At 46.9% G+C, this 12,610-nt stretch carries 10 protein-coding genes; all 10 read left to right on the forward strand.

Annotation, left to right across the window (positions count from 1 at the left end):
• Positions 1-13 precede the first annotated feature (13 nt).
• The 10 genes from DWX57_RS09470 to DWX57_RS09515 all read left to right on the forward strand — a co-directional run bounded on the left by DWX57_RS09470 (position 14) and on the right by DWX57_RS09515 (position 12,603).
• Positions 14-787, forward strand: a complete 774-nt coding sequence (locus DWX57_RS09470; RefSeq protein WP_117874890.1) for an ABC transporter ATP-binding protein — start codon at positions 14-16, stop codon at positions 785-787.
• Positions 777-2,858, forward strand: a complete 2,082-nt coding sequence (locus DWX57_RS09475) for an FtsX-like permease family protein (RefSeq protein ID WP_120123880.1) — start codon at positions 777-779, stop codon at positions 2,856-2,858. The genes DWX57_RS09470 and DWX57_RS09475 overlap by 11 nt, the downstream gene beginning before the upstream one ends.
• Before the next feature lie 15 nt (positions 2,859-2,873).
• Positions 2,874-3,542, forward strand: coding sequence for a response regulator transcription factor (locus DWX57_RS09480; RefSeq protein WP_004849887.1), 669 nt, complete (start codon positions 2,874-2,876; stop codon positions 3,540-3,542).
• A 24-nt stretch (positions 3,543-3,566) separates the two neighbouring features.
• On the forward strand, positions 3,567-4,586 hold the full coding sequence (locus DWX57_RS09485) for a sensor histidine kinase (protein ID WP_055223621.1): 1,020 nt from the start codon (positions 3,567-3,569) through the stop codon (positions 4,584-4,586).
• Positions 4,587-4,916: 330 nt separating this feature from the next.
• Positions 4,917-5,345 (forward strand): GNAT family N-acetyltransferase, encoded by a 429-nt coding sequence (locus tag DWX57_RS09490; RefSeq protein ID WP_120123883.1) that lies wholly within the window; start codon positions 4,917-4,919, stop codon positions 5,343-5,345.
• Positions 5,346-5,376: 31 nt separating this feature from the next.
• A complete protein-coding gene (gene bsh / locus DWX57_RS09495) occupies positions 5,377-6,357 on the forward strand; it encodes a choloylglycine hydrolase (RefSeq protein ID WP_120123885.1) in 981 nt (326 codons plus the stop codon).
• Between the two features lie 33 nt (positions 6,358-6,390).
• Positions 6,391-8,388, forward strand: coding sequence for a LacI family DNA-binding transcriptional regulator (locus DWX57_RS09500; RefSeq protein WP_120123887.1), 1,998 nt, complete (start codon positions 6,391-6,393; stop codon positions 8,386-8,388).
• 508 nt (positions 8,389-8,896) lie between these two features.
• Entirely contained in the window at positions 8,897-9,913 is a 1,017-nt protein-coding gene (locus tag DWX57_RS09505; RefSeq protein ID WP_117551111.1) for a sugar ABC transporter substrate-binding protein, read from the forward strand.
• 169 nt (positions 9,914-10,082) lie between these two features.
• Positions 10,083-11,582, forward strand: a complete 1,500-nt coding sequence (locus tag DWX57_RS09510; protein ID WP_120123890.1) for a sugar ABC transporter ATP-binding protein — start codon at positions 10,083-10,085, stop codon at positions 11,580-11,582.
• 1 nt (position 11,583) lies between these two features.
• Positions 11,584-12,603 carry an ABC transporter permease gene (locus tag DWX57_RS09515; protein WP_118758143.1) on the forward strand — a complete coding sequence of 340 codons (1,020 nt, stop codon included), beginning with the start codon at positions 11,584-11,586 and terminating at the stop codon, positions 12,601-12,603.
• The last annotated feature ends 7 nt before the right edge of the window (positions 12,604-12,610 follow it).

A 12,610-nucleotide genomic window follows, 5' to 3' on the forward strand; every position in this document is an offset into this window, starting at 1 on the left:
AAAGGTGAACAATATGGATAGTTTATTAAAGATAGAATCACTGAAGAAATACTATGGCAAAAAGCCAAACCAGACTAAGGCTCTGGACGGCATATCATTTCAGATCATGCCGGGGGAGTTCCTTGGCATCATGGGTAGCAGTGGATCGGGAAAGTCCACACTGCTGAACTGTATCGCAACGGTCATAAAGCCTGACAGCGGAACCATAGAGCTCCAGGGCAAAGAGATACAGGTGCTTAAAGGTGCGAAGCTTGCGCAGTACAGAGGCAGGGAGATAGGTTATCTGTTCCAGAACTTTGAACTTCTGGACAATCTAACAGGCAGAGAGAACATTATGGTTCCGTTGTCAATACACGGTGTATCCGAGGATGAGAGCAGAAGCAGACTGGAAAAGCTTTCATCATATCTGGAGATAGATAACGTGCTTGACAAATTCCCGTCGCAGATGTCTGGTGGTCAGAGACAGAGGGTTGCGGCCGCCAGAGCGCTCATACTTAATCCGGGGATCATTCTTGCGGACGAGCCGACCGGAGCACTCGACTCAAGAAATGCAAAGTCACTCATGGAGAAGCTGTTGGGACTGAACAGGGATGACAACACTACCATACTTATGGTGACCCACGACTCAAATGCGGCCAGCTTCTGCAAGAGGATACTCTTCATACAGGATGGCAGGATATTCCATGAGCTCAGAAGAGATATGGAGAGAGAGTCGCAGCAGGAGTTTTATGAGAGGATACTCAAGCTGATGGCGCAGATGGGAGGAGGCAGCGCAAATGTTCTTTAAACTCGCAATGAGGAACAGCAGGAGAAGCAGGAAAGAGAATGGTCTGTTCTTCGCTTCGCTGGTTGTGTCCATAGTGGCATTTTATATCATATTGGCGCTGTCCCATCAGGATGTGATGATATTCCTGAGAAGTCTTGAAAGCGATGCGGTGAACAGTCTTCTTCAGATAGCGGCGGTGTTCTATGTATTTTCACTGGTCATGTTGTTTTTTCTTATATACTATGCAAGCAAATACCAGCTCGAACGACGGAGGCACGAACTTGGAATGTATATAATGATGGGGATGAGAAGATCAAAGCTTTTTGCCCTGCTGATGGCGGAGGATCTGGGCAGCAGCGTAGTGGCTCTGCTCATCGGACTTCCTATAGCGATCCTGGTGTCTGAGGTGGTCAGCCTTCTCACAGCCAGACTGGTAGGTCTTGGCGTTATAGGTCATCACGTATCATTTTCACTGCAGGCAGTCATACTGACAACTGTTGGATTTGTAGCGATAAAGCTTGCAGCATTTCTCATACTGAGCGGTAAGCTTGCAAGAAAGCAGATAGGCGATCTCCTTGTAGATACACCGGAGACAGAGAAGAAACAGCTTCCGGCTCCTGTGTATGGTGTGAGTGCAGTCTTCGGTCTTGTTGCGCTGGTCATTGCATACTGTCAGGGAATAGGCGGCTATTCGTGGATCAGCGTAAAATATATGGCGGTCACCATAACACTGGGATTTGTTGGCATGTTCCTGCTGTTTTTCGGCCTCAGGCTCTTTGTTGATGCACTGGCCAGACGTGCAAATGGCTCAAAACCACTTGCTGTGTTCGGTTTCAGGCAGATACACGAAAATGTAGTAACAAAATCTGGAACGCTTGCAATAAGCTCGATACTCATACTCGGCGCTCTGTGCTGCTGCGGTTCGGGCGTTGGCATATGTATATCCAGACAGAATATGGATCATGTGCTCGATTATACATTTGCCTCATATGGGGATGACGCTGAGGCGGACAGCAGGAATATCCGCGCAAAGCTGGAGGAAGCCGGCGTGTTGGAGGATTTCTCGGACGTATTCGATATGAAGCTTGGTTATATAAAGATGGGTGAAAATGAGTCCCATGATGATGCTGTGAACGTGGGGAATGTCATATCTGAGCTTGAAAAACTCAAAGCTTCAGAGGACAGGGATGTGCTTATAAATAACATGTCTTACATGACATACCCTTACCTGATCCAGGAGAGTGCGTACAACAAGGTGCTTGAGGCTGCGGGAAAGGAGCCTTTGGAGCTCGGAGAAAATGAACTGGCACTCTATACGGATTTCTTTACTGATTACCGCGGGGGTTTACTGAATGAGGTATTGGCAGAGAGGCCGGAGGTGGATGTAAGAGGAGATGAGTATCATCTGATCGGAGAGGTCCAGACCACGAAGATCGTGACAGATTCATCGATAACCCTGTCGTTCGGACTTATCGTGGACGATGATACATTTGCCAGATTGACAAATGACAATTACGAGTTATATGTAAATGCCATTCTCAAAAAGGATATCGTGGACGGTAAGGGCCTCATGAAAGCCATAATGGACGAAAATGAGAAACTTGACGGCATAGATTTTGAGAGTATAAACGCTGATTGCGAGAGTTATCTGCAGAACATAGGAAGAAATATGTTCTACACGGTGGCTGCAGGATATATAACGCTTTATCTGGCGGTGGTGTTCCTCATAATCGCAAATACCATAATCGGTGTTCAGTTCCTGATGGGACAGAGAAAGTCCGGCAGAAGGTACAGAACCCTTGTGAAGCTTGGCGCGACATACGAAATGCTCTGCAGCTCAGCAAACAGACAGGTGGGCTGGTATTTCGGAATCCCGGTTGCCGTGGCGGCGGTCAGCAGTATATTCGGTGTGCGTGCTCTGCTCACGGGAATCCTGTCAGAATCCATGCGTGGCAGTGTGAAACAGATACTTATCATAGCTGCGGTTATGATAATCCTGTTGTGTGTGGTAGAATATATCTATATGACAGCGGTGAAACGCTCAAGCAACAGATATCTCATGGCGATGATGACACCGGAAAGGGTTGAGTAAACGGTGAAGTGTGTGATGGTGGTTGAGGACGATGTCCTCATGTGCGATGAACTTCTGGATATGCTGACAAAGGCAGGATACAGGGCAGTTAAGCCAGATGGATTTGACAACATAATAGAACAGATACTGGACATGGCTCCGGATATTCTTCTGCTGGATATCAATCTTCCTGGCAGGAGCGGCTTTGACATATGCCGGGAGATCAAGAGGCGGAGCTCTGTCCCGGTGCTGGTTCTCACATCGAGGGACCAGCTAAAGGACGAGCTCCATGCGCTGGAGCTGGGCGCTGATGAATTCCTCACGAAGCCATGCCGCCGTGAGCGGCTTCTGGCCCGGGTGGCAAATGTGCTCAAGAGGTACGAGGGCAGACAGAACCTGATCGAAGGAGAAGGGTTTCTTCTGGACACTCAGACATACACTCTGTATATAGATGGGAGATCTGCGGTGCTTCCACAGAATCAGGGACGTATATTTGAGACACTTATGACAAGCGGAGGAGATGTCGTGTCTAAGGAGAAACTTTGTGAGGCAGTGTGGGGCACATCGGAGTATATAGATGAAAATGCCCTGCAGGTGAATCTTACAAGACTCAAAAAGAAAATGGCGGGACTGGATATGAAGGCAAAGATCATAGCTGTAAGAGGCGTTGGATACAAAATATTCCCTGGGGACGGAGGTGCCTGACCCACTTGTCAGAGTGGAGAAAATATGAAAAGATTTGGACTTGTTATAAAACAGAATATTGTCTGGCTTGGTCTGCTGCTTCTGACGGACGTGGCGTTCTGCTTCTTCATGTGGCTTGTGGCACCAGAGGCATTTGTCAGAATAAGGGTGCTGGTTGGCATGTTCACTGTGATACTGTTCGCGGCGGTGTGCTCGGTGCTGTGTATAAAGGACAGGAAGAAGATTGAGGCGTTCAGGAGATTTGTCACTGCCCCGGATGAACAGAGCGAGATAGAAATGAGGAGCCTGTGCGGGGCTTCTGAACAGGAATATGTGAGCGTGCTGTCGGAGGAGCTTCACGATCTGAGAGATTCAGTGATGCAGAGTGGCAGACAGCTCAGGGATTATCAGGAGTATGTGGAGAACTGGGCACATGAGATCAAGACCCCCATCTCTCTGCTGACATTTGTGGTGGACAACAGGAGAGATGAGCTGCCTCATAATGTTGTGATGAAGATGGACAATGTGACCAGCCAGATGCAGAACTATGTGGACCAGATGCTCTACTACGCCAGACTGAAAAGCGATTCCAAGGATTATCTCATGGAGAGCATAGATGTGGAAGAATGCGTGGATGAGGTGATAGCTGACTACAGATCCCTGCTTGAGGAGAAGGGCATACGGGTCAGAAAGTGTCTTGAGAATGGAGAGGTGTACAGTGACCGCAGGGGATTGCAGTTTATACTCGGTCAGCTTGTGAGCAATTCCATGAAATACACAAATGAGCAGCCGGAGATATCATTTGACTTCTGGACGGCGGGTGACAAAAAGCTGCTGTCCGTGAGTGACAATGGCATAGGTGTAAAGAGCTGTGACATGCCATACATATTCGAGAAGGGTGTCACGGGTGATTCGGGTGAGAACAGGAAGCATGCAACGGGCATGGGACTGTATCTTGTCAGTGAGATGGCGCATGATCTGGGTATCACAGTGACGGCAAATTCAAAGTGGCAGAATGGATTCGAGATAGTACTTGAATTCCCGGATGTGGAGACAAAGATATAAAAGTGAGGAGGCAGATACAGTGTTGTGCGTATCTGCCTCCTCACTTTTTACCGGGATATTTTATAATAAATTTATGAGTGGCGGTCTGTTAATAATCACTTTGATATTTTATAATGTAAGCATTGGCTGTAATTTAGTTGATGGTGCAAAGTCAGTTTAATTGGACTGAGGTTTGACATGTAGCGCCAGCCATTTGCCGAAGGCAAATTTTGCATGGCTGGTGTTCAATGGATGTGTCAAGTTTTCTGTGAAAACTTGACATGTAGCGCCAGCCATTTGCCGAAGGCAAATTTTGCATGGCTGGTGTTCAATGGAAAGGAGAATATAATTATGGAGATCAGAAAAGCGGCAGCAGAGGATTTTGATATTGTATTTGATTTTATAGAAAAATTATGGACATATAATACATATGACAGGGAAGAAATACGCAAAGTATATATGGACGTCATAGATGACGAACGCAGCTTTGCGTTTTTATTATGGGATGAAGGCATTTGCAGGGGCATGTGCCATGGAGATTATTTCAATACATTCTGGATGTCGGGGCTCACATGCTATGTGTCAAGCCTTATAACAAGAGAGGAGGACCGCGGCAAGGGATATGGTGTGGCACTTCTGGATCATGCAAAGAAGCTTGCAAAGCAGAGGGGCTGTAAGGCCATCACCCTTGATTCCGGTCTTCCGCGGACAGGGGCACATGGCTTCTATGAACACTATGGATTTGAAAAGAGCTGTTATGGCTTTGAACTGACGATATGATTATCTGCAGAGATTTGAAAGGAGACAAAATATGTGTACAGCAGCGACATATAAGACAAAGGATTTCTATTTTGGAAGAACGCTGGATTATGAATTCTCGTACGGCGATGAGATCACCGTGACTCCGAGAAATTATCCGTTTGAATTCAGATATATGGGAAGGAAAAACAGTCACTATGCAATGATAGGCATGGCGCATGTGGCGGGGGGATATCCTCTCTACTACGATGCTATAAATGAGAAGGGGCTTGGAATGGCAGGCCTGAATTTTGTCGGAAATGCAGTGTATCAGGAAGCGGATGAGAGTGGTGAGAGGGACAATGTAGCCCAGTACGAGTTCATCCCGTGGATACTCGGAAGCTGCGCCAGCGTGGGTGAGGCAAGGGTAGCTCTGGACAGGATGAACCTGACCGGCACACCATTTTCTGAGCAGCTTCCTACAGCGCAGCTCCACTGGATCATTGCAGACAGAAATGGTGCAATAACAGTGGAGTGTATGGCAGATGGTCTGCATGTGTATGAGAATCCGGTTGGGGTTCTCACGAACAACCCGCCATTTCCTCAGCAGATGTTCCTGCTCAATCAGTATATGGGGCTGTCACCAAAGCAGCCGGTGAACACGTTTGCCCCGGAGGTGGGACTTGTCACTTACAGCCGTGGCATGGGGGCCATAGGACTTCCGGGAGACCTGTCATCCACGTCGAGATTTGCAAGGGTGGCATTTGTTAAGCAGAACAGTCTGCCTGCGGATTCAGAGGCTGAGAGTGTAAGCCAGTTCTTCCACATACTTGGCTCTGTTGATCAGCAGAGGGGCTGCTGTGAGGTTGCGCCTGACAAATATGAGATAACCATATACACGTCCTGCTGCAATGCTGACAAGGGAATATACTATTACAATACCTACGAGGGTCATCAGATAAATGCAGTGGATATGAACAGAGAGGATCTGGATAGCAGTTCGCTTGCCAGATATCCGCTTATCCAGGGGGAGAATATCAATTGGCAGAACTGATGTATATGGCTTACAAGGGAGAAAGGATGCTGTATGAGTAAAAGCAAGGTTACGATAAAAGAAATAGCGGATATGGCCGGGGTGTCCATAGCCACTGTATCACATGTTATAAACAGGACAAGGTATGTAAGACCTGAGCTTGTGGATAAGATAGAGAAGATCATAGTAGAGACCGGATATCAGAATAAGATAGCAGATAAGGAGAGAAAACTGCTGGTTGGCCGGGAGTCCACGATAGTTGCAGTCATTCCAAACATTGAAAGTACGATATACAGAGATGTGGTAGCTTATGTGAAGCAGCTTGTCAGTGTGCAGGGATATCAGTTCCTTGTGGCGATAACAGACAATGATCTCAAGGAGGAGGCGCAGGTGCTTGCCGGACTTCTGGTGAACAAGAAGGTTGCGGGTATCATACATGCGCCGGTGAGCGATGTGGCATCTAACTACACAAAGCTCATACAGTCGGGTGTTCCATTTGTCTGTGTGGAGAGAAATATACTCGGTGAGGGAATAGATTCCGTTGAGTTCAGGGATCGTGAGGCGATATTCAAAGGGGCGGATTATCTGTTGTCCAGCGGACACAAGAATGTATTGTTCTTCCGGGAGAGCACGGACAGCACGACGAAGGACGAGAGGACCAGGGGCTTTTTAAATGCGCTAGAGAAGTACAACATCAATACAAATGATGCAAATATAGTGGATGTGACCCTGGAAAATGGCGAGGATGACTGTATGCTCGTCATCCAGAAGGCGCTCCGCAGGTACAGGCCGACCGCTGTACTTGCGGGGGGCAACAGAATAACTCTTTATCTTATGAAGACACTGAGAGATATGGGAATCGACTGTCCGGGAGAGATATCTGTGGTTGGATTTGGTGATGAGAGCTGGTCTGAACTTACTTATCCACCTCTTACAATACTGAGAAGAGATGTGAAGGGACTAAGCGCCAAGGCTGTTGGGATGTTGTTTGAGAAGATCAACACAGGTGCGGCCATATCCCATGACTGCTATGCCGATGTGGAACTGGTTGTCAGGAAATCCACCAAGATGCTGGATAATGGACCATTTGGAGATAAGGCAGCTGCCCCGGATTCCGTGGTGCTGACGAAGGAGGAAAAACAGAGGCTGAAGGCTGGACATTTCAGAGTGGCCATATCATTTCATTATACCGGTACGTCCTGGGCGGAGCTTCATGAGAAGGGTATACGTGAGGAGCTGGAGCAGTTCGGAATAGATGTGGTGTCGGTTATGGATGCACACTTTGACTCTGAACTTCAGAATGCACAGCTCGATGGAATAAGGCTTCAGAAGCCGGACGCAGTTATAGCTATTCCGGCGGATGACAGTCGTACCAGAGAGAAGTTTCAGGAGCTTTCCAAGGTGTCAAAGCTGGTGTTCATAAGCAATGTTCCGGATGGCATGTCCAAGAACAGCTATGTGTCCTGTGTATCAGTAAATGAGTCGGAGAACGGAACGAACACTGGAAGAATGCTGGGGGAATACTGCAAGGAGAATAAGAAAAAAAAGGCAGGCTTCATTATTCATGGTGCGGCATTCTACGGAACAAGAGTCAGGGATACCGCCGCTGAGAGGATAATCAAGGACAGTTATCCTGATATTGACATAGTTACGATCAGGAGTTTTGGAGAGATATCCAATGCATATCAGGTAGCCAAGGACGTGATAACTGCCAATCCTGAAATTGAGGCAATGTATGTGAGCTGGGATCGCCCGGCACTTCTGGCTATAAAGGCACTCAAGGAGCTTGGCAGGGAGGATGTGGCGGTGTTCACAACTGATCTTGACCATGGTATAGCCCGGTGCATGGAGGAAGGAATAGTCAAAGGACTCAGCACACAGAGACCATACGAGCAGGGAAGGGCGGCCGCGGCAGTCGTTGCCAAGTCCCTGGTAAGTGAAGAACAGCTTCCAAAGTATGTGGGAGTTCAGCCGTATCAGGTCGAGCCGAAACAGCTCAGGCTTGCATGGAAGGAAATCTTCCATGAGTCCATGCCGGACAGATTGAGGTGATATGACATCCGTCAGAGAGAAAATTGTATCTTTCTGGCGGATTTTTTGTGTTTAGATACAAGACTTCGGAATATTGTATCTTTTTCGCCTGAGAAGTTCCAAAGGATACAATTTTGTGTCCAAGCTGCTGTAACCACACCCAAAAGAGAAAATTCCCAGGGGAAGTGGTACCGGAGACAAAGGACAAGATTACAAGATACAAGGTGACAAGTTACGGGTGTCAATCATACACTACAAATCCCATAAGTATGACATATCGTAAAATATTTACGTAAAAAAATGACAAAAGACCTGCGAACCCTATAATGCAATTGAGCGTTATTTGTGCATAATGACGAATAAACAATAAATAAAACACTTGATATTGACAATAACCGACAAAGGTTATATCATCAAAACATGCAAGGGACGAAAAACAGTTTAAAATTTACGTAAATTAAACCGGTTGTAAACAGTTTTTCGACAACGAGTTAGCAAAATAAAACGCATGATATTGGAGGTAAAAATTATGAGAAGATTTAAAAAGTTATTAGCAGTTGGAGCATGTCTGTGCATGTCACTCAGTTTACTGGCAGGTTGTGGATCAGGTTCAGGGAACGCTTCGGGCAACGGTTCATCTGAATCAGGTACAAAACAGGAGAGCACAAAGTCATCTGACCTGTCATTTGCATTCTGTACAAACACACTCAACAACACATTCCAGAGTTCGATCGATGCAAAGCTCAAGGAGCTCTGCGATGCAAATGGAATTTCATACACTTGTCTTGACCCTGATTACGATCTGAACACACAGCTCAGCCAGTTATCAGACGTGGCAAATAGTGGATACGACGCAGTGTTCATCATCCCGGTTGATTCAGCAGGTATCACATCAGGTCTTGCAGAGATCAAGGATGCAGGAATCCCAATCTTCAATGTAGATACAGCAGTTATCGAGGATGACATAGAGAACTTCGTAACACAGTTCGTTGGAACAAATGCTTACATGGCAGGACAGCTTGTCGGTGAGCAGATGGCTAAAGATTATCCGGACGGAGCAGACATTGCGATCCTTGACTTCCCATCAAATGAGAGTTGTGTAGACCGTGTAAATGGTTTCCTTGACGGACTCGGTGATAACAAGGATAAGTTCAACATCGTAGCACAGCAGGATGGCGAGGCAGCACTTGATGCATCAATGAGCCTTGCAGAGGATATCATCACAGCAAACACAGATCTTCAGGCATTCTTCTGTATCAATGATCCTTCAGCACTTGGCGCTGCAGCAGCAGTTAAGGCGGCCAACAAGACAGGTCAGATTGGTGTATACAGTATCGATGCTTCACCAGATGGCAAGAAGGCACTCCTCGACGGCGAGTTTACAGCAGTTGCATGTCAGGTTCCTGTACAGATTGCAGAGTATGCATTCAACGCAGCACAGAAGTATGTAGGCGGAGACACAACCATCGACGAGAAGAAGGTATATCTTGATTCACACCTCGTACTCAAGGATGAGGCTGAAAAGACAGTTAACGACTGGCAGTAAGGCCGGATCGAAGCCGGCAGTAACAGCACGGGGCTGCCCCCCGGCTGGACATACATGACACAACGTAGGTGTATATAATACGGGAGAGACCGGGGATCTTAGATCTCCGGCCGAGATCCCGAAAAAGCAGGATAACAAAAGATCTATTTTAGAAACTTGGAGGTTTAATATGGGACAGACAGTTCTGGAAATGATAGGGATAAAGAAAAGCTTCTCCGGAATATATGCTTTAAGTGGCATCGACTTTTCCCTTGAGCTGGGAGAGGTACACGCACTGCTCGGCGAGAATGGTGCAGGAAAGTCCACACTGATCAAAGTCCTTGGCGGAATTTACCAGCCCGACAGCGGAATCATCAAGGTAAATGGCAAGGAGGTAAAGATCAACGGAGTTCCGGCTGCCAGAGAGAATGGTATAGGAATAATACATCAGGAGATCGTACTTGTTCCATATCTTTCGGTGGCACAGAACCTGTTTCTCGGCAGAGAGATAAGGACAAAGCTTGGAACATTGGACTTTGCAGAGATGAACAGAAGAGCAGAGGAGATGATATCATCCCTCGGTGTGAATATAAAAGCAGACACGATAGTAGAGAATCTGACCATCGCACAGCAGCAGATGGTGGAGATCGTCAAGGCGGTCTCATTCAATGGTAAGATCATAGTTATGGATGAGCCTACCTCATCACTTTCAAACGAAGAGGTGGAGCAGTTATTTGAGATCATTGAGAATCTCAGAAAGAAACAGGTAAGTATAATCTACATCTCCCACAGAATGGAGGAGCTCTTCAGGATATCTGACAGAGTTACCGTCATCAGGGATGGTGCATACGTAGGAACAAAAAAGACATCAGAGACAAGCCCGAATGAGCTGGTTGCGATGATGGTAGGAAGAGATCTGGAGAGCTTCTATGCAAGAGATTACTGCGACATGGACAAGGCAGAGGTTGCTCTGGAGGTAAAGAATCTTTCCCAGACAGGTGTCTTTGAAGATATAAGTTTTTCGGTACACAAGGGCGAGATCCTGGGCTTCTCAGGTCTGGTCGGTGCCGGACGAAGTGAGATCATGGAGGCGGTATTTGGTGCAACACGGCCTACATCAGGCGAGGTGATACTCGGAGGAAAGCCGGTACACTTCAAGAATCCGATGCAGGCTATCAAATCAGGCATAGCGCTGGTTCCTGAGGACAGAAAGAAGCAGGGACTGGTACTCGGCAACAGCGTGGCATTCAACCTCACACTCTCATCCCTCAGATTCTATATGAACGGAATCGCAATAAGCGAGAAGAAGCGCGGCGAGGTAATAGACCATTATTCACAGAGACTTAGGATAAAGGCGGCATCGCCAGAGATTGAGGCGGGCAGCCTGTCAGGTGGAAACCAGCAGAAGGTGGTTCTGGGCAAATGGCTTGCGACCAAGCCGGATGTACTTATTCTGGATGAGCCGACCAGAGGCGTGGATGTAAATGCAAAATTTGAGATATACACAGTAATCAATGAACTGGCAAAGGAAGGCATAGCGATAATCATGGTATCCAGTGAGCTTCCTGAGATCATCAACATGTGCGACAACGTATGTGTGGTCAGAGCCGGAAGACTCGTGAAGAAGCTGTCAAAGGACGAGCTCTCACAGGAAGAGATAATGAAATACGCTGCAGGAGGTATCGAATAATATGGGCGAGACAAAGAAGAATTCAAAAGCAACTTCTATATTAAAGAACAATCCCCTGACATCCATAGTCAAGGGCAACATAGGAATCATAGTGGTCCTGATAATCATGTGTGTGGCGGTAGCACTTGCCACGGACAAGTTTCTCACGACCAACAACATCATATCAGTGCTTAGACAGATTTCAATCAACACATACATAGCACTTGGAATGACACTGATAATTATACTTGGACACATCGACTTGTCAGTTGGATCGATAGTAGCCATGTCGGGAACACTGACCGTAGGATTTATAGTTAACCAGGGACTCCCTCTCGGCGTTGCCATAGTTGCAGGACTTCTGGTTGGTACAGCAGCGGGCTTTATAAGTGGTTTTATAGTTGCTAACTTCAAGGTGCCTGCATTCATCATCACAATGGCCATGATGAACATAGCAAGTGGTATAGCTTATGTCTACACAGGTGGACAGTCAACACGTATCACTAACAAGCTCTTCATCGAGATCGGAACAGGATACCTGTTCAATGTGATCCCACTTCCTGTAGTGTACATGGTAGTGCTCATCATACTGTTCAGCTTCATCCTCAGCAAGACAAAGTTTGGAACATATGTATATGCGATAGGTGGTAACCGCGAGGCTGCAAGACTTTCAGGTGTACCTATCAAGAAGATAGAGATCATAGTATTTACAATATCTGGACTTCTCTCAGCATTTGCAGGACTTGTACTTTGTTCAAGAATGTACTCAGGCCAGCCTTCAGTTGGAAGCGGCTACGAGCTTGATGCCATCGCAGCCTGCGTACTTGGAGGAACTTCCATGACAGGTGGTAAGGGAAGAATCAGCGGAACAGTATTTGGTGCCATGGTTATCGGAATCATCTCAAATGGTCTTAACCTTATCGGAGTGTCGTCATACTGGCAGCTCATCATCAAGGGTCTTATCATCGCATGTGCGGTACTCCTTGATGGACAGAAGGGCAAGCTTGAGCTTCTCAAGAAGAAGAAACTGGCAGCAAACTAGTAGAAAG

The sequence above is a fragment of the Coprococcus sp. AF19-8AC genome (genome assembly GCF_003603115.1).
Lineage (GTDB): Bacteria > Bacillota > Clostridia > Lachnospirales > Lachnospiraceae > Coprococcus > Coprococcus aceti.

Excerpts from the sequence above, each read along its gene's own strand:
- DWX57_RS09475 (WP_120123880.1), top strand. The coding sequence starts at position 777 with ATGTTCTTTAAACTCGCAATGAGGAACAGCAGGAGAAGCAGGAAAGAG.
- DWX57_RS09480 (WP_004849887.1), top strand. The coding sequence starts at position 2,874 with ATGGTGGTTGAGGACGATGTCCTCATGTGCGATGAACTTCTGGATATG.
- bsh (WP_120123885.1), top strand. The coding sequence starts at position 5,377 with ATGTGTACAGCAGCGACATATAAGACAAAGGATTTCTATTTTGGAAGA.
- DWX57_RS09470 (WP_117874890.1), top strand. The coding sequence starts at position 14 with ATGGATAGTTTATTAAAGATAGAATCACTGAAGAAATACTATGGCAAA.
- DWX57_RS09485 (WP_055223621.1), top strand. The coding sequence starts at position 3,567 with ATGAAAAGATTTGGACTTGTTATAAAACAGAATATTGTCTGGCTTGGT.
- DWX57_RS09515 (WP_118758143.1), top strand. The coding sequence starts at position 11,584 with ATGGGCGAGACAAAGAAGAATTCAAAAGCAACTTCTATATTAAAGAAC.
- DWX57_RS09505 (WP_117551111.1), top strand. The coding sequence starts at position 8,897 with ATGAGAAGATTTAAAAAGTTATTAGCAGTTGGAGCATGTCTGTGCATG.
- DWX57_RS09490 (WP_120123883.1), top strand. The coding sequence starts at position 4,917 with ATGGAGATCAGAAAAGCGGCAGCAGAGGATTTTGATATTGTATTTGAT.
- DWX57_RS09500 (WP_120123887.1), top strand. The coding sequence starts at position 6,391 with ATGAGTAAAAGCAAGGTTACGATAAAAGAAATAGCGGATATGGCCGGG.
- DWX57_RS09510 (WP_120123890.1), top strand. The coding sequence starts at position 10,083 with ATGGGACAGACAGTTCTGGAAATGATAGGGATAAAGAAAAGCTTCTCC.